This window comes from Mesorhizobium sp. M1428, from assembly GCF_040317515.1.
Taxonomy (GTDB): domain Bacteria; phylum Pseudomonadota; class Alphaproteobacteria; order Rhizobiales; family Rhizobiaceae; genus Mesorhizobium.
This window is the reverse complement of the sequence record NZ_JAMYKT010000035.1, coordinates 21,728-42,388: the sequence shown is the minus strand read 5'-3', so window position 1 is coordinate 42,388 and position 20,661 is coordinate 21,728. Positions and strand designations below refer to the sequence as shown.

Here is a 20,661-nt window from a genome sequence, read left to right as displayed (position 1 = left end):
TCCCAAGAACAGCTGCGCAGTGACTACCATGGTAGTGGCCCGGCACCGCTTGACGTGCTCTTTCCACCGAGCCGGCCCAAGCGCGTCCGGCGTCATGTCGATCCTTGCATGAAAGCCAGCGTTTCCGCGCGCGTCGGTGCTCCAAGACGTCCGCCAAAGCGCAGGCATTTCAGTGCGGCGGCGGCGCTGGCCACTGCTATGGCCCGCTCTTCGTCCCACCCTTCGGCCAGACCGAGAGCGAAGGTGCCGTGAAACACGTCGCCCGCCGCCAGGGTGTCGACGGCTTCGACCCGCGGCGACGGCAGATGACGGACATCATTGCTGTCCGAGTAGCGGAACGCGGTGCCGTTCGCCCCATCGGTGACGGCCATAAAGGCGCCGGTCCGTTCGCCGAGAATGGCGACGGCAGAGCCGGCGGATATCTCCGGACCGCAAAGGATGCGTGCCGCCGGCAGCGATGCAACGACATGCGAGGCGAGCGGCAGCAGCCGGTCGAGCACCGGTCGCGATGCGACATCGGCGTCAAGGATCGCCGGAATGCCGTATTCACGAGCTTTCGCCAGCGCCAGGGCGGCGGCTCCGGGCCAGCGGACGTCGACCAGCACGGCGTCGAAGCGGGAAAAATCCGCCGGCGGAAGACGGTCCGGATCGGCTTGCGTGGCGGCATCGTAGAACGGGACAATCATACGCTCGCCGGCGGCATCGACCAGGATCGTGGCAATGGCCGAGCGGCCACCTTCAACCCTGCGCACCAGCGAACAGTCGACCCGCTCCGTCTCCATCTGGCCGATGACATCGCGGCCGACGGCATCGTCGCCGACACTTGCCCATAGCCAGACCTGCCCGCCCTGGCGGCTGGCCGACGCGGCGGCGCTCGCTGCCATGCCGGCCGCGATCTGCACAGCCTCGCTTGGCAGGAACTTGCCGGCGCCGGAGGGCAGGACATCGAGGCGCAAGATCGTGTCGTAGGTGAGCGCGCCGACGCAGAGCAGGCGGGGCGCCGTCATTGCAGCCGGTAGCCGCGCTGATGGGCAATCGCCGTCATCACGCCTCTCAATTCGGCAAGGCCGCGAAGGCGGCCGATCACAGGGTAGCCGGGATGGGTGTGCCGCGCAGCGTCATCGATCAATTCGTGGCCATGATCCGGGCGAAACGGCAGCAGCGCCTCCGGTTCCCCGGCGTCGCGGCGGCGTTGCTGCTCGTCGAGCAAGATCGTGACCACCGACACCATGTCGACATCGCCGCTCAGATGCTCGGATTCCATGAACGAGCCGTCCGGGTCCTTGCTGACGTTGCGCAGATGCACGAAATTTATCTTGTGCGCAAAGCGCCTGGCGATGGCGGACACGTCATTGGCCGGGTTGGCGCCCAGCGACCCCGTGCACAAGGTAAGGCCGCTATTAGCCGATGGCACTGCGTCCAGGATAAAGGCGATGTCGTCCGCGTTCTTGACGATCCGGCACAGGCCGACGAGATCGCGCGGCGGATCGTCCGGGTGTATCGCCAGCGTGACGCCCGCCTCTTCGGCCGCCGGCAGCACGTTTTCGAGAAAACGGACAAGGTTCTCACGCAGCCGGTCGTGCGACAGGCTCGACTGCTCGGCCACCACTTCGCGCAATTCCGCTATGTCGTAGCGCTTGAAGGCGCCTGGCAGACCGGCCATGATGTTGGCAAGCAAACGCTCTTTTGACGCATCCGGCGTCGTCTCGAACCATTCGCTCGCCCGTTGGAGAACATCGGACGCATAGTCGCGCTCCGATCCCTTACGCTGCAGCATGTAGCAATCGAACGCGGCAAGCTCGTGCATGTTCATGCGGAGTGCCCGTCCGCCGCCCGGCAACGGCGCAGCCAGGTCGGTGCGGGTCCAGTCGAGGATCAGCATGAAATTGTAGCAGACCGTACGCACACCGCAGGCGCCGAGATTGCGTAAGGTCTGCCTGAAATTGTCGTAGAGCCGGTCGAGATCGCCGCGGCCGAGCTTGATGTCCTCGTGCACGGGCACACTCTCGACGACGCTCCATTTGAGGCCCATCGCCGGATCTGCCTCGATAAGCGCCTGGCGCTGCCTGATGGCGTCGATCGGCCAGACTTCGCCGTAAGGGATGTCGTGCAGTGCCGTCACGATGCCGGTTGCGCCGGCCTGCCTCGCGTGGGCAAGCGTTGCCGAGTCGCTCGGACCAAACCATCGCCACGTCTGCTCCATTCGACCTCCAGCTGCGGAATTTTCCGATGAGCGTGGTGTATTGGATGCTACCATGGCAGTCAATTGCTTGCAGTCCAGTGCCTGGGTCGGCGTCCGGGTGGCCGCCCTTTAAAAGAGTACAACGATACGTGGCGTTCAGATTGAACGGCTACGCAAGGTCCGCGTTTCGGCTGGCCCAAATCGCGCCGCGTTCGAACATCGTGCCCATTTGCGGCACGGCGAACTCGTCGGCGGTGTGGCCGAGCGCGCTGTAGAAGACGCGGCCCTTGCCGTAGCGGCGCTTCCAGACAACCGGCATGACGACGCCGGCGATGAAATCGAGATGTTCGCCGGTGAAAGTAGTCGTCGCCAACACCTCGTTGGTCGGATCGACATGCATGTAATACTGCTCTGAACGGTAGGCGAAGCCGTCGACGCCCTGCATGACCGGATCGTCTGGCCTGGTGATGTCGACGTGATAGTCGATGATGTTGCCGGGATGGGCTACCCACTGACCGCCGGTCATGAACTGATATTCCGGTTCGTTGCGGAAACTGTCGCACATCGTACCGTGAAAGCCCGCAAGGCCGGTGCCGGCCCCAACGGCGCTGGTCAGGTTTTGCAGCTCCGGCTTTTCGATCGTCGACATGGTGATCACCGGGACTATGAGATCGAGCTTACTCAGCTGCGGATCGGCAAGCGCCGAAGTCCCCTGCTCCAGCTGCACGTCGAAGCCGTTGCCGGCCAGCATCTCCTTGACGATTTCGGCGCTTCGGGCCGGGGTGTGACCTTCCCAGCCGCCCCAGAAAATCAGTGCAGTCTTGCTCATCGCATTATTCCCTATTCCAGAATTCCGAAAGGCAGGTCGGCGCGCATCGGCGCCGGCCGGGCGCAGCCATATCTGAGATCGACACGCTGCCCTGTCTCTGCTGAAGAGATGATCGATTCCATGATTTCCAGGACATGGAGGGAAAGATCGAGACTGGCGCGGTGTTGCCTGCCCGAGACGATCGCCTGCGCCATGTCGGCAAGGCCGAGGCCCCGGTAGTTGCCGTCGCCATAGGAATGGATCTGATCGGCCACCGTCCAGTCGCCCTTGCGCTGGCTGGTCCTGATGTCGCCCTGGAACTGGTTGGGATCGGAGACGATCATCGAGCCCGTGGTTCCGTAAAGTTCGATGTGATTGTGTTCATGCTTCCAGACGTCGAAGCTGGTGGTGATCGAGACCGCGGCGCCATTCTCGAATGCGAGCAGGCCGGAAATATGGGTCGGCATCTCGACCCGGATGGTTTCGCCCTGGCGCGGTCCAGAACCGATGGTGCGGGTGGCGTAGGATGACTTCGCCTGCCCGCTCACGGATTTTACCGGACCCAGGAGATTGACCAGGCAGGTCAGATAGTACGGTCCCATGTCGAGCATTGGCCCACCGCCAGACTGATAGTAGAAATCCGGATTGGGATGCCAGAGCTCGTGGCCGGGCACCTGCATGAAGGCAGAGCCGGCGACGATGGTCCCAACCGTATCCTCATCGACCAGCCGCCGCGCCGTCTGGTGGGAGCCGCCAAGAAAAGTGTCGGGGGCGCAGCCGATACGCACGCCCTGTTGGCGCGCGGCCGCGACCAACCGCTCGGCGTCACTGAGCGTCGTTGCCAGCGGTTTCTCGGAGTAAACGTGCTTGCCTTGCCCGACAGCTTGCAAGCCGACCGGCACATGATGCTGCGGCGTCGTCAGGTTGAGCACGATCTCGACGCGCGGATCGGCCAACAGCGCGTCGACCGGCATGGCAGCCAGGCCGTAGGCCGCTGCCTTGGCCTCGGCCGCCGTAGGGTTGATGTCGGCAACGCCGACAATATCGAGCACCGGGAATTGTGGCGATGCCTTCAGGTAGGCATCCGAAATGTTGCCGCAGCCGATAATGCCGACACCGATCCTCCGCATGGGCTTCTCCTCAAAAGGCGGCATTGATGAAACAGCAGAACTCGTTTGTCACCCCCCTTTCGGCCGGACGAGGTTCTCCCGTGACAAGGATTTACCTCGAGAGCGTCAGAACGCCGCCCGATCACAATCGCGCGCCCATGCGCGAGGCGCTTGCTTTCGAGGTCGAACGGCCGGTACTCAGCAACATCGCTTCATGTAGCTTGCTCGACATTTTTGATGCCGGCTTTGAGCACAGCACCGATTTTCACCCGTAGAAGGACGCACATGATCCGCCCACAAGGAACCATCGCACCGATCCTGACGCCGTTCGAAAACGACGGCCGCATTGCCCGCGACCTCTGGATATCACACGCCAAGTGGGTGCTGGATCAGGGAGCGCATTTCCTGTCGCCGTTCGGCACCACGGGCGAGGCATTGTCCGTCTCGTTGCGCGAGCGCATGCAAGCGCTGGAGTGGCTGGTCGAGGCCGGCATTTCGCCAAGCAGTCTGATGCCCGGCACCGGTGTCACGGCAATTCCCGAGACCGTCGAGCTGACGGCGCATGCGGTCGGTCTCGGCTGTGCCGGGGTGATGGTGCTGCCGTCGTTCTTCTATACGGCCGCCGGCGACAACGGACAGGCCCGCTACTATGGCGAGCTGATCGAACGGGTGGCGAACCCGGCGATGAGGATGATCCTCTACCACATCCCGCAGAATTCCGGCGTACCGGTGAGCCCGGCGCTGACCGCCCGGCTTAGCGAAGCGTTTCCCGATGTCGTGGTGGCTTACAAGGACAGCGCCGGCGATTGGAACAACACCGCAGCGGTGATTGCGGCAGCCCCAAGGGTCGCGGTGTTTCCGAGCTCGGAAGCACAGCTGACGAAAGGCCTCGCCAACGGTGCTGCGGGGTGCATCTCGGCGACGGTCAATCTGAATGCGGCAGCGATCCGGGCCCTCTACGACGCAACGCTGGCGGGAGAGGACATTACTGACGCGGATGCCGCCATCAAGGCGTTCCGCAAAATCATCCAGGACGCCGGCCTCATCTCCGCGATGAAGGCAGTGCTGGCGATACGGTCTGGCGACAGACGCTGGCTGAACCTGCGCGCGCCGCATGAGAACGCGACGCAAGCCACCGGCGAAGCTTTGCTCGCCACTCTCGGCCCGCTAGCCGACCATATCGGCCGGAGCTGACTATCGGGCCGTGTTCAGGGCGGCAGCAGCGCGTATCAGCGCCTTGAACGCATTCTCATCTATGTCTTCGCCCTCACGGATATCGATGGCGCGCCTGGTGTTGCCTTCGAGGCTGGAGTTGAAGAGGCCTGAAGGGTCCGGCAGCGAGGCGCCCTTTGCGAAGGTTACCTTCACGACGTTCTTGTAGGTCTCGCCGGTGCAGATTATTCCGGCGTGCGACCACACCGGAACGCCTCGCCACTTCCACTCCTCGATCACTTCCGGGTCAGCCTGCTTGACGAGAGCGCGGACATGGGAAAGCGTCTTGCCTCGCCAATCGCCCAGCTCACTGATCCTCGCATCTATCAGCTGAGAGGGAGAGCTCTCTGCATTTCCTTCCATCGAGCCACTCTTCATCATCATTGTCGCTTCCCTAGGGTTGTTGCCGCTCGCCCGTCGCATGAATACCGCTAGTCGGCACCGGACTGGCATTCCCGCTCACATTCGCTCGCCAGGCAATTGGCTGGCTTGCTTTACCCAGTCGGCGAGTTGAGCTTCGTCGAGCTGGTCGTCCTCGTAGATATCGAGGTAGCGCACGTCCTTGTGCTTGGACTCGCCGGGTGGGACGGGACGCAGCGACGCGCCGCGGAAGAAAGCCAGCTTGATGTACTTTGTGAAGCAATGGAAGTTGAGGAACCAGCCTTGACCCTCTACGCCATAGAAGGGCGAGTTCCATTTGACGGCCTTGCGGAGGTTGGGAACGTTGCGCTCGATGAGTGCGTCGAGGCGGCGCCCGACGTCGCGTTTCCAGCCCGGCATGGCCGCGATGTAGGCCTGCACAGGAGCGTCACCATCACCCTTCGGGATCTGCGGGTTGCCGCCTGCGAGGAGGACCGGCTTGGCGGCTGCAGGCTTGGCGGCTGCAGGCTTGGCGGCTGTAGGCTTGGCGGCGGGCTGCTTCACGACCGCCGCTGGCTTGATAGACGTCTTGTTGGCCATGCGTTCACTCCAATGCGCCAGAGCCCCCGGCGCTGCGCCACTTGGGCGAGTAAGGCAGCACGAACATGTACAGTCCGGTAAGCAGGAGCAAGCCGAGTGGAAACAGCGGCAAGAGGTATACCCAGTAGGCGGGTTCCTTGCCTGCTCCCAGGCTGATGAAGATGGCGGCGACGACCACCGCAAAGATAATCGACAGCCAGCGGTGGATCTGCCGAACCCATTTGTTCCAATCCATTGAGACCTCCTCTGAAGACGAACCGAGCGGATCGGGCGGCCCGTTTGACGACTCCCGCCGGGCAGCCACACCACTGAACGCACGCTTTACCAGCGCGCCAGCTGAGTGATTTGAACGAGATTGCCGCAGTTGTCGTTCAGCTGGGCGATGGTCGAGCCGGTTACTTCGGTCGGCGGCATCGTGAACTCGGCGCCGCGCGCTTTGATGCGCTCGTAATCGCTCTTGACGTTATCGGTGAAGAACATGACCGCGGGCTGGCCCTGCTGGTAAATGGCTTGCTGGTAGGCCTTTGCGGCCGGGTTGTCATTGAGCGCGAGTTGCAGCTCGGTCCCGTCCGGCTCGTCGGGTGATGCGACGGTCAGCCAGCGAAACGGCCCATTGCTGAAATCGGCCTTTTTCGTAAAGCCGAGCGTTTCGGTGTAGAAACCCAGAGCCTTTTCCTGGTCATCCACGTATACTTTGGTCAACTTGATCTTCATTGGCTTGCCTCCATTATCGCCCCGCCATCTGCCGCTCTGTAACAGAGCCCCTGCTTGAATAGCGCCCGCGGATCTCAGTCCGTCCGCGCCAGAACCTGCTCCAGATCGTCAAAGAACCTCGGCCAGCCGACTTTGGCACCCCGGAAGTAAGGCTGCTGATCCGGCCGGAAGCCCGACTGTTCCATGCGCAAGCGGGCTCCGGTGCTCGTGGGGGTGAGGGTCCAGGAGACGACACTCTTGAGATCCTTGGTATCCCATGTGTAAGTCAGCGTTCTGTTCGGCTCGACCGTCTGCACCTGACACTCGACGGAGCCCCAGGCTGCGTGAAGATTGAAGCGGTGGTTCGCGACAGGTTTGAAGTCATTTTTCATGAGCCACTCCTCGATCAAGTGTGGTTGCGTGAGCGCGCGCCAGATCTTCTCGGGCGGATAAGCGATTTCCCGTTCGACAACGACGGAGAGTGTTTCGGTCGACGTTCGGTTCACTGGTCCATCCTTTTGAGGAGGTCTTCGAGGTCGTCGAACCGGCTCTGCCAGAATCCGGTCATCTGGCTCGTCCAGTCGAGCAAGGGGGCAAGCGCTGCAAGCTGCGCACTATAATGGGTCTGCCGTCCTGCATGGCGGTCGCGCACCAGCCCCGCCTGCCTCAAAACGCCGAGATGCTTCGACACGGCCGGTTGCGAGATCCCGGCCTGAGCCGTCAGAGCCCCGACCGTCTGCTCTCCTTCGCGACACAGTCGCTCAAAAATAGCGCGCCGAGTCGGATCGGCAAGCGTTCTGAACAGTACATCGTGAGCGTTTGGCATTGGGATCGATAACCCTTCGGCTATTGATCGATGTATAACCACCGGGATATGTATGAGTCAAGCGCGAACCGGCATAATTCTCGTTAGTCACCCGCTTCGCTCACGCAGCCAGTTGCTTATTCGCTGTGCTCTGCACTGGAATTGTCACGCGTTATGCGCTACATGACCATCTACATGGTCAGGAGCGTGACATGGACGCGGTCAATCTGGCGGACGCCAAGGCACATCTGAGTGAGCTCGTCGACCGGGTCGAGGCTGGAGACTCGATCGACATAACCCGGCGTGGCAAGCCGGTCGCCAGGCTCACGGCCGTGGCCCGCCCTCGCAAACGGATCGACGCCGTCCTGCTCCAATCCCTGACCGCAACCATGCCTCTGCAGGCCCAGGCTGCCGCCGATCTGGTGCGATCGATGCGAGATGGCGATCGCTATTGATGTTCTATCTCGATACTTCGCTGATCGTCGCGGCGCTATCCAACGAAGCCATGACCGCGCGCGTTCAGGGCTGGCTGGCGGAGCAGGACCCAGCGCAACTTGTGATCAGCGATTGGACCATCACCGAGATGTCATCCGCCATGGCGATCAAGCTTCGGACCGGACAGATCGACCTGGAGCAGCGCGCAGCAGCGCTCGCGATGTTCAATAAGCTGGTCGCTGAGAGCTTCACCATGCTGCCGGTGACGGGCGGGCATTTTCGGGTCGCCGCGAAATTCGCCGATCAGCATATCCTCGCGCTTCGTGCTGGCGACGCCCTGCACCTCGCGACGGCATCGGAGCATGGCGCCACGGTGTGGACCCTCGACCAGCGGCTCGCCGAGGCAGGACCGATACTCGGCGTGCCGACGCAGTTGCTGGCATGATCAAGGCTCCTCCTTCAAAATGAATAAACCGATTGGCTGCAATTCTTGACGTTGACAACTTCTGGATATACATTTCTTGCAGAGTATATCTAATGGAGGAAGTGGCATGCAGGTCGCCAAATGGGGAAACAGTCTTGCGGTCCGCCTTCCCGACGCTGTGGTCGAAGCGCTTGAACTCAGGGAAGGCGATGAGATCGAAATCCATGTCGCTGACGCCCGCCAGCTTGGCGTCGCGCGAAAGCCCGGGCGCGAAGAGTTGCTGAAGCGTCTCCGCGCCTTCCGCGGTCGGCTTCCCGCTGACTTCAAATTCGATCGAGACGAGGCAAATGCCCGTTAGTTTTTTCGATACCAATGTCCTTCTTTACATCGCGTCAGACGATACGGCGAAGGCGGATCGGGCCGAGGCGGTCATCGCTACTGGCGGGGCGATCAGCGTGCAGGTTCTCAACGAACTCACCAATGTCGCGCGTCGGAAGATGCAAATGTCATGGGACGACACACATGCGCTGCTGACCATGCTGCGCGGCCTGTTGACGGTTCATCCGCTCACGCTCGAGACGCACGAAACAGGATTGAGGCTCGCCGAGCGGTACGGCCTTTCCACCTATGACGCGATGATCGCCTCCGCGGCGGTTCACGCTGGCTGCGACACACTTTGGTCGGAGGACATGCAGCACGGAATGGCGCTCGACGAAGGCTTGCGCATCGTTAATCCCTTTCGCGTTGCGAGCTGATCACGCTCATTGAAGGGGGCTGGCCGGGAGCGAACTGGCGGCTTTCGATGTTGCCGGGCGGCGCGTCCAGCACGGAGAGCGATGCTGTCAACCACAAGCGTCTGCGCGGGCGAGGAGAAAGGCCGCTTCGCGTACGTTGCGGGTGAGCTTGGCCGCAGCCTCGAATTCGGCGCGGGCCTCGGCCAGCCGGCCGGCCCGAAACAGAAAATCGCCCCTCGCCGCCGGCAATGGCGCATAATTGCGCAAGGCGGCGGCGTCGGCAATCTCGTCTACCAGCCGCAGGCCCGCTTCGGGCCCGAAAGCCATGCTGTGGGCGATCGCCCGATTGAGATCGACCACCGGCGAGGGCATCACTGCACGCAGCCGGTCATAGAGCGCTGCGATGCGGGGCCAATCGGTATCGCCCGAACTGCGCGCCCGCGCGTGACAGGCTGCAAGCGCGGCCTGCAACACATAGGGGCCATCGCCCCCGAGGGCTTCGGCACGTGCCAGCGCGTCAAGGCCCCGGCGGATCAGTAGCTGGTCCCAGCGCGCGCGGTTTTGCTCGGTCAGGGTCAAGAGGGCGCCGTCCGGCCCGATGCGTGCCGGCAGGCGCGATGCCTGGATTTCCATGAGAGCCAGCAGGCCGAACACCTCGGCATCCTCGGCCATCAGCCCCGCCAGCATGCGGCCCAGCCGTTGTGCCTCCAGGCACAGGCCCGGCCGGACAAGGTCGTCGCCTGCCGTGGCAGCATAGCCTTCGTTGAAGATGAGATAGATGACCTCCAGCACCGAGGACAGACGCGCCGCACGCTCGGCGCCGCGCGGCACCTCGAAGCTGAGCCCGGCCTTTCCGATCGTCCTCTTCGCGCGGACGATGCGCTGGGCGATCGTCACCTCGCTCGACAGGAAAGCACGGGCGATCTCGTCCGTCGTCAGGCCGCCGATGACGCGCAACGTGAGCGCCGCGCGGGCGTCGGCGGAAAGTATGGGGTGGCAGGCTGTGAAGATGAGGCCCAGCAGCTCGTCGCCAAGATCGTCGTTCGTGGCCATTTCGTTTCCCTCGGCCGTACCGCCGCACTCGCCGTCCAGCTCCCGCGCGATCTCCTCATGCTTGCGCTCGCGCATCTTGTCGCGACGGATCGCGTCGATGGCGCGGTGTTTGGCGACTGTCATCAGCCAAGCGCCGGGATTGGCCGGAACGCCGGTCCTGGACCATTCGGACAGGGCTATGACGAGGGCGTCCTGCACCAGTTCCTCTGCAAGATCGACATTACGCACGAGGCGAGCCAGGCCTGCGATGAGCCGGGCCCGTTCAATGCGAAAAATCGCCTCGATCGCCTGCTGCGTCTCGCCTGCCGTCATGCTGCCTTATCGGCCAAAGCCATAACGAAGGCAAAACAGGTTGCGGCCGACAGGTTCAGTTGGCGCTGAGCTTCTCGCGCGTCCGGTCATGGATTTCCGTGACCTCCGGCGTCAGATTCCCATTGCCAATCAGCCATCTCGTACAACGGCCGGATCTCAATCTCGCTCGGTCCCGGCATGGGATTGGGGCAGCGCTTCACCCAGGCGACCGCCTCGTCCATGTCCTTGACTTCCCAGAGCCAAAAGCCGGCGACCAGTTCGCGGGTCTCGGCGAAAGGTCCGTCGATGACCGTCCGGCGTGGACCATCGAACGCAACGCGCTTGCCCTGCGAGGAGGGCTTGAGGCCGTCAGCGTCGAGCAAGATACCGGCATTGCGCAGCTCGTCGTTAAACCTGCCCATCGCCTCCATCGCCTTCTTCGCCTCGGGCGTGGGGACAAAGCCCTTTTCGCTGTCCTCGGTAGCCTTCACGAGCACCATCACACGCATTGTCTGTCTCCTTGTTGAGCCGGCCTCACCGGCCGGCATCGAAACGACGAACGGAGTTTAGGAAATCGACATTGTCCTGCAAATTTTTTTCGAAGTTGAGGAGAAAGACGCCGACGGCCGCTCCTCTGGTCGGGGATCGCGATGGCGCGATATCGGGATTGGGCGCAACGCTGGTCGCCGATTGTAAGTAGTTGAGTGGCCCGCCTAAACCATTTCGGGACGTTTTGAGGCCTCGCGGATCGCCTTGTGCACGCTGCGCTGCAAATCCATGAAGGCTGGGGTTTCCATGACCTCTTCCCGGCGCGGGCGCTCAATGTCGACATTGAAGGTCTGCATGATGCGTCCCGGCCCGATCCCCATCACGACGATGCGGTCCGACAGGTAGACGGCTTCTTCCACATCATGGGTGACGAAGAGCACGGTGAGCCTGTGCTCCTCCCAGATCTGCGTCAGGAGTTCCTGCATCTGATGCCTGGTCAAGGCATCGAGCGCGCCAAAGGGCTCGTCCATCAGAAGCATTTTGGGTCGATAGGAAAGAGCACGCGCTATGGCCACCCGTTGCTTCATGCCGCCAGAAAGCTCAGACGGATAGCGATTGGCGCTGTGCGGGAGCTTGACCAAATCGAGATGCTCGCGCGCTATCCTGCGGCAGGTCGCGCGATCATGACCCGCGGCCTTGAGCGCGAACTCGATATTCTGCTGCGCCGTCAGCCAGGGAAGCAGGGTGTAGGACTGGAAGACGACGCCGCGGTCGAGGCCCGGCTGCAGGATCGGCGCACCATCGATGGCAAGATCTCCCGCGTCGAAATCCTGCAGTCCGGCAACGATCGACAGCAGCGTGCTCTTGCCGCAGCCCGACGTGCCCACCAGCGAGACGAACTCGTTGTCGGCAAGATCGAGATTGATATCGCGCAGCACTTCCGTGCGCCGCGCGCCCGTGCCGAAGCTCTTGTGGAGACCCCCGATCCGCAGTTTGGGCAAACTCATCGGCCCGGCCTCATTCCACGTGGCCCTCCTGCCGGAACAGCACTTTTCCCAGTGCCTTCATGACCTGGTCGGTGATGAGGCCAAGCACGCCCAGCAGCAGGATGTAGCCGATGATGGTGTTTGTCTGGAAATAACGCTGGGACACGGTGATGCGGTAGCCGAGGCCTGATGTCGCCGCGACAAGTTCCGCCAACACCAGCCAGGTCCATGCCCAGCCGAGACTGATGCGCAACGTGTCCCAGATGCCTGGCAAGGCGCTGGGAACCACGATGCGCGTCAGGATCTTGCGATCCGGCAGGCCGAGCGTCCTGCCAAGGCCGATGAAATCAGCGGGAACCCGTTTTACATTGTCCATGATCATCAGCACCTGCTGGAAGAAGGTGCCGATGAAGATGATGAGGAACTTCTGGGCATCGCCGGTCCCCGACCACAGGATGGAGAGGGGCACGAAAGCGACCACCGGCATGTAGCGGATGAAATCCACAAGCGGCTCGATCGCCGCTTCCCAGGTCCTGAAGCTGCCGATCAGCACGCCAATCGGAATCGCCAATGCCGAGGCGATGAGGAAGCCAACAGAAATACGGTATATCGAGGTCCTGAGATCCAGCCACAGCGTGCCGTCACCTGAGAGCTTGCCGAGCTGGGTCACCACGCTTCCCGGCGAGGGCAGGAAAATCGGCTTTACCAGCCCCAGCCCCGTTGCCGCCCACCAGGCGAGGCCGAGGCCGGCAAAGACGGCCACCGCTATCATCAGGAAGCGCGAGCGTGCGATGGGCGCGCCTATCCCGGAGGATGGGCGACGGCGCATCGGCTGTTTGATCACCGGCCCCGGCGCTGCGTGAGACGGGCTTGGCTTGGTCGCACGCTGCTCGGACATTTGCGTCACCACCGCGAGCCGGCCCTCGTCATTTCGCGGCCTTGACGAATGACGGGTCGATCATCTGCTCCGGCGTCACGTCCGCCTGAAGCAGCCCGGCGTTCTTGGCGGCTGCCTCGACATCGGCGAATGTCTTGGTGGAAAACTCGCCCGTCAGCGCATCCTTGTTTTCGGCGAGAGTATAGTAACGCACGCCATCAAAGGCGGTGTTGAGGTCTTCGACGCTCGAACCGACCGCCTTGGAGATGATCGCCCGGCCGTCGGGCGTGTCGGCATTGTATGCCTTCAGGGCCGCATCCCAGGTCTTGATCATGGCAAGCACCTGGCCGGGACGCGACTTGATCACCTCATCGCGCACCACGAACACGTCGCTGATCAGGCCGGGATCTTCGCCTGCGGTGAAGAGCAGCTTGACGTCCTTGTTCTGTGCCCTGGCCGCGGTGAGATAGGGCTCATAGGTCACCGCGACCGGGACCTGGCCGGCGATCAACGCACTGCCGGCATCCGCCGCCGGCATTGGAACCGGCTGGACATCGGCGATGGACATGCCGTTCTTGGCGAGCGCGTATTTGAGCAGGATGTCGCTCGTCGTGCCTTCCTCGAAAGCGACCTGTTTGCCCTTGAGGTCGGCGACGGAGGCGACGTCCTTGCCGGCGATCATGGCGTCTGCCGTCATGCTGACGTCGAGCAGAAGTACGATCTTCACCGGCAGGCCGGCCGCAACCATGCCCATAGCCGTGTGGGTCGCGATGTTGGCGGCATCGAGCTGGCCGCTGGCCAGGGCGGCGTTGATGTCCTTGTCCTCGGCGAAGTTCACGATCTGTACGTCGGACAGCCCGCTTGCCTTGAACAGGCCCTTGGCTTCGGCGACGTGCCACTGGCCGTAGCCAAGCCATGGCTCGATGCCGATCTTGAATGTTCCTGCCTCAGGCGTCGCCGGAATTGTCGCGTCGGCCGCGTAGGCGGCCGGGGCAAACCCGACGGCAGCAGCCATGACGAGTGCCCGAAATTGTCCTGCTAGGTTACGTATCATCTTGTTCCCCTTGATGATCAGGCCGCTTTTTTGAACCAAACATCCGGCCTGGTGAGAATGCGGGCTTCTGCTCTTGCGGCACCGTGCCTCGGCATCTTAGCTGTCCGTTCAACGAAAGTGCGACGACACTTCAACGTCAGCAACAGCGGATGTCAAGGCTAAATACATACATGCATATACAAGTTAGACCCCTCCTTGCGACTCTGATTCGCTTCACTGCGATCAGGTTTTTTTGGATGGAGAATATCGACTGCCAAGCGAGTAGCGGCTGCCAACGTAAGTCAGCTTGCTGATCGTGGCAACGACGGCGCCCGTCCATGTCCGGCGATGCAGAAACAGGCAGCAGCTGCCGACATCGATGCCCAGATACCGTGCCGTCTCGGCATCGGCAGGAGTCGCCGAGATGATGTGCTCGACCTCCGTCACCGGGGTTTTCTGCATGAGGTAGTCGTAGGTCGCTGTCCTGGAAAAGTCCTGCTTGTCATAGTCGGGTATCAGGCCCGGGTTGACGAAGCGCTCTTCCAGTTGCACAGGCAGGTCGTTCTCGAAGTTGACGACGATGGAATGATAGACCGACACGCGCTTTGCGAACTCGAACGAAAGCGCGAGCTCCTTTGTCGGCGTGATCTTTTCGAGCACGATAACCTCGGAACGATGCCTGTTTCCCCGCGCGACAATTTCCGCCGCGATGTTGTTGATCTCGATCAGTGCGGATTGCGGTCGAGGTGGCGCGATGAATGTGCCGACGCCCTGGAGCCGGATCAGAAAACCCGCAGAGGTCAACTCCCGCAAGGCACGATGGACCGTCATCCGAGACACGCCGAGTGTCGCCACGAATTCATTTTCGGACGGCAGCTTGCGGTCCTTGCTCCATCGCCCCGATCCGATGTTCGTCAGGATATAGTCCTTGACCTTCTCGTAAAGAGGGCTGGCGGTGTCGGGCAAAGTGATCATTTCAAAAATCCTTTCCGGCAAGGTTCGGAAATCACACGCGCCCGGCAGACCGCATCCGGATGATTGTTTTCAAGCCATCGCCCTGCCCCGCCAACAGCCGCTCATAGGCTGCGGGGACATCATCCAGGCCGATCTCGCGGTCGATCAGTTCGACCATGGGCTCGGTCAATTCGCCGAGCATCCGAATGGCGTCGGGAAGCTCATCGGCAAATGCGTGGCATCCCAGCAACGCTATTTCGCGTTCAACCAGGATGTTGGGATCGATATCGAGGCGGCCATGGAATATGCCGACCATCGCAACGCTGCCGCCGGCATCGAGAACGCCGAGCAACTGGCTGAGTGCTGCGACGCTGCCGGTCGCTTCGACGGCAGCGAGCAAGGGGGCATCCGCGGTGGCGGCGGCAATGGCGTCCCGATTCAAGTCGACGATGCTGGCGCCGGTCACCCGTGCCACGCGGGCGCATCGGCCGGGGTTGCGATCGGCGACGAGCACGGTACCTGCGAATGTCCTGGAAAGCAGCAGTGCGGCAAGCCCGCCGATAGTCCCGCAGCCGACGACAAGAACGGAGCCGGCCGTTTTCGGCAGACGCCGCACTGCGTGCAACGCTACAGCCAGCGGCTCGGCCATCGCCGCGACCCGTTCGTCAAGCGCGGCATCGATGGTATGCAAGAGGCGCGCGGGCAGGACCGCCTGTTCGGCAAATCCGCCGTCGCATATCTCGCCGACGAAGCCCAGCGACGTGCAGAGATGCCGCCTGCCTGCATGGCATTGCGCGCACTCTCCACACCAGAAACGGGAATCGGCGACCACTCGGTCGCCAAGAGCGACGGTGTCCACGCCCTCGCCGATGGCGATCACCGTGCCTGTCAGCTCATGGCCAGCCGTCGAAGGCGACCGGCTTATCCATTGGCCAGTGCGGAAGTTGTGGAGATCGGAACCGCAAATGCCTGCGGCATCGACCCTCAGCTTCACCCAGCCTGGCTCGGGAGCGCCCGGCGCGGCGATATCCTCGACGCGCAGGTCGCCGGGTCCATGGAGTCGCGCCGCCCTCATCGTCATCGTTTCCGCTCAGCCGGCGAGATAGCGATCGCGGATCTCCGAAACCGCGTTCTCATGCGAGCTGAACCCTTCGTAGCGGGCGAGCCTGCGGGCATGCAGGGCGAGTTCCGGATAGGCCGCCGAGGTCACATAGCCGACCGACGATCTCTTGACGAAATCCGTCACGGAAAGCGGCCCAAAGGTTCGCGCCCACCGACTGGTCGGCAGCACCGCATTGGGTCCGAGGACGAAGTTGGCGAGGGTCACCGGCGTGTGCGGTCCCATGAGGATCTCGGCGGCCTCTGTGATACGTCCGAGATGCGCAAATGGCTCGGTTGACAGAATCTCGAGGTGCTCCGGCGCATAGTCGTTGATGAAGCGGTAGCTGTCCTCCAGCGACTCGGTCAGCACGATGCCGCCGCGCTTTCCAGTCAGCACCGCGCGTGAGAACTCCACACGCTGTTCGCTCATCCGGGACCAGTGTTCCGGTATCGCAATCAACGCGGCTTCGGCGACCTTGCGGCTGTGCGTCACCAGATAGGCCGAGGAATCCGGCCCGTGCTCGGCCTCGATCAACAGGTCAAGAGCAGCCAGGCCGCCGTCGACGCTGTCATCGGCAAAAATGATCGCTTCGGACGGACCGGCGGGGAGACCTGTGTTGATGATCGGGGACAACACGCTCTTTGCCGCCACCACCCACGGGCTCCCCGGCCCGACGATCTTGACGGCAGGCTTCACGGTCTCGGTTCCATAAGCAACAGCGGCGACCGCATGGGCGCCGCCGCACTTGTACACGGTCTCCACGCCGGCGAGGCGGGCAGCAACCAGCGTTGCCGCGTCGACGGAACCGTCCGAAGTCGCAGGCGTCACGATCGCGATCTGGGGAACCCCGGCAATCACCGCCGGAACCGACGTCATCATCGTCACCGAAGGGAACGCGCCTTTGCCGCGCGGAACATAAAGCGCGACCGAAGCGATCGGTGTGTATCGGTCGCCCGCATAGGCGCCTGGCCGAACTTCCTTGAGCCACATCGTTTCCGGGCGCTGCTCCTCGTGGAAATGCCGGATATTCTCGATGCCGAACCGGATACTCTCCACGACATCCTTGTCGACCTTGTCGAATGCCGCGTCGAACTCCGCTTCCGAAACTTTCAGTCCACCGTCGGCAACATCGGCTTTGTCGAGTTCGCGTGCAAACCGGAGCAGCGCCGCGTCACCTTCATCCTTGACGGCCTGGATGATTGGACGGACCTTTTCGATGAAGGAAGACAGGTCTCCTTCGGCGCGTTTCAGTAAACTGGCCCGCTGATCGACACCGAGGGATGACAGGCGGTGGAAGCTGACGTCAGACATGGCGGCTCCTTTTCTTAGAACGCAATTACGATTAGCGCTTGTCGATCACTTCTGGGACACGTCTCCAGCCCCTGAAGCTTTCAAATCGATGCGAGAAAGCCTCCATCCACGGGAATGGACTGGCCGGTTATGTAGGCTGCCGCATCCGAAGCGAGGAACACCGCGATTCCGTGCAGGTCCGAGAGATCACCAAAGCGGCGCTGGGGAATCTTGGCGAGCATCGATTGCTGCCATGCCTCGTTGCTGTAGAACACGTCTGTCATCGCTGTCCTGAAATAGCCAGGCGCAATGGCGTTGACCCGGATCCCAAGATCGGCCCACTCCGCCGCAAGCGCCCGCGTCATGCCGAGGAGGCCTGATTTCGACGAGCCGTACGGCACCGCTGTGGGAACCCCGACCTCGGAGGTCAGCGAGCAGAGATTGATAATGACGCCGGGCCGTCCGGCGTCTCTCATCTGCCGCGCGGCGGCTTGGGCGCAGAAGAAGGCGCCTTTGAGATTCGTATCGACAATCCTGTCCCACAAGGCCTCGTCGACATCGAGCGAAGGCCGGACCTCTTCCGTACCTGCATTGTTGACGAGAATATCGAGACCTCCGAGCAGGCTGCCGGCCTCGGCTGTCGCCGCCCGGCAGCGGCCGACATCGGTGACGTCCAGGGCGATGGCATGCGCGACCCCGCCGGCAGTGCGGATTGCGGCCATCGTCTCCTCGAGCGAGGCGACGCTGCGCGCCGTGACCGCGACGTCGGCGCCAGCCGCGCTGATCGCCTCGGCGATGCTGCGCCCGATGCCGCGGCTTGCGCCGGTTACAAGCGCCTTCCTGCCTGACAGATCGAAGAGAGATGCGTTGCGCATGTCATCCTCCTTGCTAATGTCGCGCCTGAACCGATCGCGTCGAGACTATCCGAATGCAGCTTATCTATACAAGCATGTACATCATGGCTGTAGTGCGCCATGCGGAACTTTGCTTGTCGGCACGGCAGCGCACTGGCCGACATCGACCGGTCTATGTGGTTCGCCACAGCCCATCTGGAGTTCATCGGGAGGGATAGATGAAGCGCGCAGTAGACCACGACGCGATGAGCGTGGTTGGCTATACAAGCCCCTGGAGTGCCAAAGCAGGCCAGCGGATCAGCCTCAGCCTGTCATGCGATCGGCCGATAAAGGCCGCACGAATTTGCCGGCTCGACAAGCCGGCTCCGGAATTTCTCGCCTGGCCCATCGAAACGATAGGTGAAGCACAGCGTCGGCATTTCGACCAGGGGTCGTTCCTGTTCGTGCGAGCCGGCGAACTGGCCAAAGTACAAGCCCTCCACGGCATATGTTTTGACCTGTTCCTCACGCGCAACGAAAGTGCGCGCACAATCTTGGAGGCAGGCGCCCTCGGGCTGCGCCTCCGCGACGGCGCACTTGTCGTGGAAATCGGCGGCGAAACCTTTGTCGAGAGGAAGGCGCCAACTGGTGTGTGGCTCACTGTCGAGTTGGATCTGCGGCAGGAACAATCGCGTCTGCGCATCAAATCCCATGATCTTCTCGCGCCTTACGAACTCCATGAAGGTTTTGGCGGCCCTCTACGGAACCTCCAGGCGCGCGGCATCCATTTCGGCGCAAGTGCCACCCACCACGAACCTACCCTCAACGCGAAATTTGCCGCGATCCGGCTCGACACCCCACAGGGGACTGTTGCCTGGGATTTCCCGACGCTGTTGCGAACGCCGCCGATCCTGTCGTCGGGCGGAGCAGATCCGCTGCTCCTAGATGTGATCAATCAGCCAGCCTTCTGCGTGACTTCGGCACGCTGGGACGGATCGAGCTTCGAGCCTCGCTTGGTGCCGTCGCACTACGACGCTATCCATTGCCACGACGACGACATCGGCCCGCTTGAGTGGCCGGCATCGCACCGCGTGACGATCCCTGAAAACGCACACCCAGGCGTCTACGCGTTCCAGATCGAATGGGAGGGAGGCTACGAACGCGTGGTGTTCTTCGTCACCTCTTCACAGGTTTCGTCGCCGCTGTTGTATCTCGTGCCGACGGCCACCTATCTCGCCTATGCGGACGAATATCTCCCCGACCATCTTTATGAATGGAAAGGCGACGACCGGGGACATCGCTTCGCGATCGCCAACAATCTGAAATCTCTTTACGACTACCATTCCGACCTCAGCGGTGTTTCCATCTGCTCCTACAAAAAGCCGAAAGTGACGCTCAGGGACGATTACGATTATCCGCTCTGCGGCTGCCCACACAATTTGCCGGTCGATCTGCACTTCCTCCGATTCTGCCACGACAATGGAATCGTGTTTGACGTCATGACAGATCACGATTTGCACGAATGCGGCATAGACGGTCTGCGTCGACATCAGGCCGTCGTCACCGGCAGTCACCCCGAATATATGTCGATCGAGATGGAGCAGGCACTGCGGCAGTTTGTGGCCGAAGGCGGCAGCCTCGCCTATCTCGGCGGAAACGGCTTCGCTGCCACTGTGGCTTTCAAGGATGACCTGATGGAGCTGCGGCGCTCGCCGCTGGAGGCAGGCCGTACCTGGGATGGCCCGGTCGCCGAACAGGCGCTGTCGATCACCAACGAACCAGGCGGCTATCTCCGCTCCCGCGGCCGAGGCGAATTCTCGCTGATCGGCGGCGCGATCTCACTGATGGGCTTCGAAGGCGCGCACCCCTTCACGCGCACTGAGGAAAGCCATGAAGCAGGATGCGCATGGCTGTTCGAAGGCGTTGAAAATGCAACCTTCGGCACCGACGGCATCGTGCTGGGCGGTGCCGCGGGCTACGAAGTGGATGCGACGGATCCAGCTCTCGGCACGTCCGCTGACACCGTCGTGATCGCGCGTGCGACCGGATTTCCCGACAGCTTCTTCCAGGATCCGACGCGCTGGTATGAGGGTGGGGATACCCAACGCATCGCCCGCCGCTGCGCCGAAATGACCCTGCGAAAGCTCGCAGCAGGCGGCTTGATCTTTTCGGCAAGCTCGGTTGCCTGGTGCGGCGCGCTGCCATCTACAGGCGCCATGAACGACGTCGGCAGGATCACGCTCAATCTGCTTAACCGCCTCGGCGCTACGAAAGGAGAACCCGGCCGAGAAAATCAGTAAGCTGATTGGTGCCGTTACAGAAAGACCTCAGCCGCAACCTTCATGTGCGCTGCTTTGACGAACGGCGCTGAACCAGAATTTGGCGCGGCAT

The 20,661-nt window shown here is 62.2% G+C and carries 26 protein-coding genes; 7 read left to right on the top strand and 19 right to left on the bottom strand.

Annotated features, from left to right (window positions below; genetic code table 11):
* Positions 1-92: 92 nt before the first annotated feature.
* From NKG60_RS29365 to NKG60_RS29350, 4 genes are all read right to left on the bottom strand, one after another.
* The gene (locus NKG60_RS29365; protein ID WP_352669814.1) at positions 93-1,007 is read right to left on the bottom strand and encodes a PfkB family carbohydrate kinase; all 915 of its coding nucleotides are present in this window, start codon (positions 1,005-1,007) and stop codon (positions 93-95) included.
* On the bottom strand, positions 1,004-2,203 hold the full coding sequence (uxuA, locus tag NKG60_RS29360) for a mannonate dehydratase (RefSeq protein ID WP_352869292.1): 1,200 nt from the start codon (positions 2,201-2,203) through the stop codon (positions 1,004-1,006). Before uxuA ends, NKG60_RS29365 begins: the two co-directional genes overlap by 4 nt.
* Positions 2,204-2,351: 148 nt before the next feature.
* Complete coding sequence (locus NKG60_RS29355) at positions 2,352-3,011, bottom strand: ThuA domain-containing protein (protein WP_352669809.1); 660 nt, start codon at positions 3,009-3,011, stop codon at positions 2,352-2,354.
* Between the two features lie 11 nt (positions 3,012-3,022).
* Positions 3,023-4,120: a Gfo/Idh/MocA family protein gene (locus NKG60_RS29350; RefSeq protein WP_352669807.1), complete on the bottom strand. Its 1,098-nt coding sequence runs from the start codon at positions 4,118-4,120 to the stop codon at positions 3,023-3,025.
* 26 nt (positions 4,121-4,146) lie between these two features.
* Here NKG60_RS29350 and NKG60_RS29345 point away from each other — a divergent pair, with 26 nt between their 5' ends.
* Together NKG60_RS29345 and NKG60_RS29340 are read left to right on the top strand one after the other, a co-directional pair.
* Positions 4,147-4,374, top strand: a complete 228-nt coding sequence (locus tag NKG60_RS29345; RefSeq protein WP_352669804.1) for a hypothetical protein — start codon at positions 4,147-4,149, stop codon at positions 4,372-4,374.
* A gap of 10 nt (positions 4,375-4,384) precedes the next feature.
* Positions 4,385-5,293: a dihydrodipicolinate synthase family protein gene (locus NKG60_RS29340; protein WP_352669801.1), complete on the top strand. Its 909-nt coding sequence runs from the start codon at positions 4,385-4,387 to the stop codon at positions 5,291-5,293.
* On the opposite strand, the gene NKG60_RS29335 is transcribed toward NKG60_RS29340, so the two are convergent.
* The 6 genes from NKG60_RS29335 to NKG60_RS29310 form a co-directional block, all read right to left on the bottom strand.
* Positions 5,294-5,692 (bottom strand): DUF1801 domain-containing protein, encoded by a 399-nt coding sequence (locus NKG60_RS29335; protein ID WP_352669850.1) that lies wholly within the window; start codon positions 5,690-5,692, stop codon positions 5,294-5,296.
* Positions 5,693-5,770: 78 nt separating this feature from the next.
* Positions 5,771-6,271 (bottom strand): DUF1801 domain-containing protein, encoded by a 501-nt coding sequence (locus tag NKG60_RS29330; protein ID WP_352669799.1) that lies wholly within the window; start codon positions 6,269-6,271, stop codon positions 5,771-5,773.
* 4 nt (positions 6,272-6,275) lie between these two features.
* A complete protein-coding gene (locus tag NKG60_RS29325; protein ID WP_352669798.1) occupies positions 6,276-6,506 on the bottom strand; it encodes a hypothetical protein in 231 nt (76 codons plus the stop codon).
* Between the two features lie 86 nt (positions 6,507-6,592).
* Positions 6,593-6,985 carry a VOC family protein gene (locus tag NKG60_RS29320; protein ID WP_352669796.1) on the bottom strand — a complete coding sequence of 131 codons (393 nt, stop codon included), beginning with the start codon at positions 6,983-6,985 and terminating at the stop codon, positions 6,593-6,595.
* 74 nt (positions 6,986-7,059) lie between these two features.
* A complete protein-coding gene (locus NKG60_RS29315; RefSeq protein ID WP_352669793.1) occupies positions 7,060-7,470 on the bottom strand; it encodes an SRPBCC family protein in 411 nt (136 codons plus the stop codon).
* Positions 7,467-7,790, bottom strand: coding sequence for an ArsR/SmtB family transcription factor (locus NKG60_RS29310; RefSeq protein ID WP_352488427.1), 324 nt, complete (start codon positions 7,788-7,790; stop codon positions 7,467-7,469). Before NKG60_RS29310 ends, NKG60_RS29315 begins: the two co-directional genes overlap by 4 nt.
* Positions 7,791-7,981: 191 nt before the next feature.
* Here NKG60_RS29310 and NKG60_RS29305 point away from each other — a divergent pair, with 191 nt between their 5' ends.
* The 4 genes from NKG60_RS29305 to NKG60_RS29290 all read left to right on the top strand — a co-directional run bounded on the left by NKG60_RS29305 (position 7,982) and on the right by NKG60_RS29290 (position 9,383).
* Complete coding sequence (locus tag NKG60_RS29305; RefSeq protein WP_352468031.1) at positions 7,982-8,224, top strand: type II toxin-antitoxin system Phd/YefM family antitoxin; 243 nt, start codon at positions 7,982-7,984, stop codon at positions 8,222-8,224.
* A complete protein-coding gene (locus tag NKG60_RS29300) occupies positions 8,224-8,649 on the top strand; it encodes a type II toxin-antitoxin system VapC family toxin (protein WP_352669790.1) in 426 nt (141 codons plus the stop codon). Before NKG60_RS29305 ends, NKG60_RS29300 begins: the two co-directional genes overlap by 1 nt.
* A 106-nt stretch (positions 8,650-8,755) precedes the next feature.
* Positions 8,756-8,986 (top strand): AbrB/MazE/SpoVT family DNA-binding domain-containing protein, encoded by a 231-nt coding sequence (locus tag NKG60_RS29295; protein WP_352669787.1) that lies wholly within the window; start codon positions 8,756-8,758, stop codon positions 8,984-8,986.
* Positions 8,976-9,383, top strand: a complete 408-nt coding sequence (locus NKG60_RS29290) for a PIN domain-containing protein (RefSeq protein WP_352669785.1) — start codon at positions 8,976-8,978, stop codon at positions 9,381-9,383. The genes NKG60_RS29295 and NKG60_RS29290 overlap by 11 nt, the downstream gene beginning before the upstream one ends.
* An 87-nt stretch (positions 9,384-9,470) precedes the next feature.
* Here NKG60_RS29290 and NKG60_RS29285 read toward each other — a convergent pair whose 3' ends face one another.
* The 9 genes from NKG60_RS29285 to NKG60_RS29245 form a co-directional block, all read right to left on the bottom strand.
* The gene (locus tag NKG60_RS29285; RefSeq protein WP_352669783.1) at positions 9,471-10,727 is read right to left on the bottom strand and encodes an RNA polymerase sigma factor; all 1,257 of its coding nucleotides are present in this window, start codon (positions 10,725-10,727) and stop codon (positions 9,471-9,473) included.
* An 86-nt stretch (positions 10,728-10,813) separates the two neighbouring features.
* Positions 10,814-11,215 (bottom strand): YciI family protein, encoded by a 402-nt coding sequence (locus tag NKG60_RS29280; RefSeq protein WP_352669780.1) that lies wholly within the window; start codon positions 11,213-11,215, stop codon positions 10,814-10,816.
* Between the two features lie 204 nt (positions 11,216-11,419).
* On the bottom strand, positions 11,420-12,202 hold the full coding sequence (locus NKG60_RS29275) for an ABC transporter ATP-binding protein (protein WP_352669777.1): 783 nt from the start codon (positions 12,200-12,202) through the stop codon (positions 11,420-11,422).
* Positions 12,203-12,212: 10 nt separating this feature from the next.
* The gene (locus NKG60_RS29270) at positions 12,213-13,010 is read right to left on the bottom strand and encodes an ABC transporter permease (RefSeq protein WP_352976320.1); all 798 of its coding nucleotides are present in this window, start codon (positions 13,008-13,010) and stop codon (positions 12,213-12,215) included.
* Between the two features lie 97 nt (positions 13,011-13,107).
* A complete protein-coding gene (locus NKG60_RS29265) occupies positions 13,108-14,112 on the bottom strand; it encodes an ABC transporter substrate-binding protein (protein WP_502903471.1) in 1,005 nt (334 codons plus the stop codon).
* A 222-nt stretch (positions 14,113-14,334) separates the two neighbouring features.
* The gene (gene hutC, locus NKG60_RS29260; RefSeq protein WP_352669772.1) at positions 14,335-15,066 is read right to left on the bottom strand and encodes a histidine utilization transcriptional repressor HutC; all 732 of its coding nucleotides are present in this window, start codon (positions 15,064-15,066) and stop codon (positions 14,335-14,337) included.
* A gap of 31 nt (positions 15,067-15,097) precedes the next feature.
* Positions 15,098-16,120 (bottom strand): zinc-dependent alcohol dehydrogenase, encoded by a 1,023-nt coding sequence (locus NKG60_RS29255; RefSeq protein WP_352669770.1) that lies wholly within the window; start codon positions 16,118-16,120, stop codon positions 15,098-15,100.
* Between the two features lie 15 nt (positions 16,121-16,135).
* Positions 16,136-17,458, bottom strand: a complete 1,323-nt coding sequence (hisD, locus tag NKG60_RS29250) for a histidinol dehydrogenase (RefSeq protein ID WP_352669768.1) — start codon at positions 17,456-17,458, stop codon at positions 16,136-16,138.
* Positions 17,459-17,538: 80 nt separating this feature from the next.
* Complete coding sequence (locus tag NKG60_RS29245; RefSeq protein WP_352669765.1) at positions 17,539-18,312, bottom strand: SDR family NAD(P)-dependent oxidoreductase; 774 nt, start codon at positions 18,310-18,312, stop codon at positions 17,539-17,541.
* 224 nt (positions 18,313-18,536) lie between these two features.
* Here NKG60_RS29245 and NKG60_RS29240 point away from each other — a divergent pair, with 224 nt between their 5' ends.
* Positions 18,537-20,570: a N,N-dimethylformamidase beta subunit family domain-containing protein gene (locus tag NKG60_RS29240; protein WP_352976305.1), complete on the top strand. Its 2,034-nt coding sequence runs from the start codon at positions 18,537-18,539 to the stop codon at positions 20,568-20,570.
* Positions 20,571-20,661 lie beyond the last annotated feature (91 nt).

Excerpts from the sequence above, each read along its gene's own strand:
- NKG60_RS29365 (WP_352669814.1), bottom strand. The coding sequence starts at position 1,007 with ATGACGGCGCCCCGCCTGCTCTGCGTCGGCGCGCTCACCTACGACACG.
- uxuA (WP_352869292.1), bottom strand. The coding sequence starts at position 2,203 with ATGGAGCAGACGTGGCGATGGTTTGGTCCGAGCGACTCGGCAACGCTT.
- NKG60_RS29355 (WP_352669809.1), bottom strand. The coding sequence starts at position 3,011 with ATGAGCAAGACTGCACTGATTTTCTGGGGCGGCTGGGAAGGTCACACC.
- NKG60_RS29350 (WP_352669807.1), bottom strand. The coding sequence starts at position 4,120 with ATGCGGAGGATCGGTGTCGGCATTATCGGCTGCGGCAACATTTCGGAT.
- NKG60_RS29345 (WP_352669804.1), top strand. The coding sequence starts at position 4,147 with ATGAAACAGCAGAACTCGTTTGTCACCCCCCTTTCGGCCGGACGAGGT.
- NKG60_RS29340 (WP_352669801.1), top strand. The coding sequence starts at position 4,385 with ATGATCCGCCCACAAGGAACCATCGCACCGATCCTGACGCCGTTCGAA.
- NKG60_RS29335 (WP_352669850.1), bottom strand. The coding sequence starts at position 5,692 with ATGATGAAGAGTGGCTCGATGGAAGGAAATGCAGAGAGCTCTCCCTCT.
- NKG60_RS29330 (WP_352669799.1), bottom strand. The coding sequence starts at position 6,271 with ATGGCCAACAAGACGTCTATCAAGCCAGCGGCGGTCGTGAAGCAGCCC.
- NKG60_RS29325 (WP_352669798.1), bottom strand. The coding sequence starts at position 6,506 with ATGGATTGGAACAAATGGGTTCGGCAGATCCACCGCTGGCTGTCGATT.
- NKG60_RS29320 (WP_352669796.1), bottom strand. The coding sequence starts at position 6,985 with ATGAAGATCAAGTTGACCAAAGTATACGTGGATGACCAGGAAAAGGCT.
- NKG60_RS29310 (WP_352488427.1), bottom strand. The coding sequence starts at position 7,790 with ATGCCAAACGCTCACGATGTACTGTTCAGAACGCTTGCCGATCCGACT.
- NKG60_RS29305 (WP_352468031.1), top strand. The coding sequence starts at position 7,982 with ATGGACGCGGTCAATCTGGCGGACGCCAAGGCACATCTGAGTGAGCTC.
- NKG60_RS29300 (WP_352669790.1), top strand. The coding sequence starts at position 8,224 with ATGTTCTATCTCGATACTTCGCTGATCGTCGCGGCGCTATCCAACGAA.
- NKG60_RS29295 (WP_352669787.1), top strand. The coding sequence starts at position 8,756 with ATGCAGGTCGCCAAATGGGGAAACAGTCTTGCGGTCCGCCTTCCCGAC.
- NKG60_RS29290 (WP_352669785.1), top strand. The coding sequence starts at position 8,976 with ATGCCCGTTAGTTTTTTCGATACCAATGTCCTTCTTTACATCGCGTCA.
- NKG60_RS29285 (WP_352669783.1), bottom strand. The coding sequence starts at position 10,727 with ATGACGGCAGGCGAGACGCAGCAGGCGATCGAGGCGATTTTTCGCATT.
- NKG60_RS29280 (WP_352669780.1), bottom strand. The coding sequence starts at position 11,215 with ATGCGTGTGATGGTGCTCGTGAAGGCTACCGAGGACAGCGAAAAGGGC.
- NKG60_RS29275 (WP_352669777.1), bottom strand. The coding sequence starts at position 12,202 with ATGAGTTTGCCCAAACTGCGGATCGGGGGTCTCCACAAGAGCTTCGGC.
- NKG60_RS29270 (WP_352976320.1), bottom strand. The coding sequence starts at position 13,010 with ATGCGCCGTCGCCCATCCTCCGGGATAGGCGCGCCCATCGCACGCTCG.
- NKG60_RS29265 (WP_502903471.1), bottom strand. The coding sequence starts at position 14,112 with ATGATACGTAACCTAGCAGGACAATTTCGGGCACTCGTCATGGCTGCT.
- hutC (WP_352669772.1), bottom strand. The coding sequence starts at position 15,066 with ATGATCACTTTGCCCGACACCGCCAGCCCTCTTTACGAGAAGGTCAAG.
- NKG60_RS29255 (WP_352669770.1), bottom strand. The coding sequence starts at position 16,120 with ATGAGGGCGGCGCGACTCCATGGACCCGGCGACCTGCGCGTCGAGGAT.
- hisD (WP_352669768.1), bottom strand. The coding sequence starts at position 17,458 with ATGTCTGACGTCAGCTTCCACCGCCTGTCATCCCTCGGTGTCGATCAG.
- NKG60_RS29245 (WP_352669765.1), bottom strand. The coding sequence starts at position 18,312 with ATGCGCAACGCATCTCTCTTCGATCTGTCAGGCAGGAAGGCGCTTGTA.
- NKG60_RS29240 (WP_352976305.1), top strand. The coding sequence starts at position 18,537 with ATGAGCGTGGTTGGCTATACAAGCCCCTGGAGTGCCAAAGCAGGCCAG.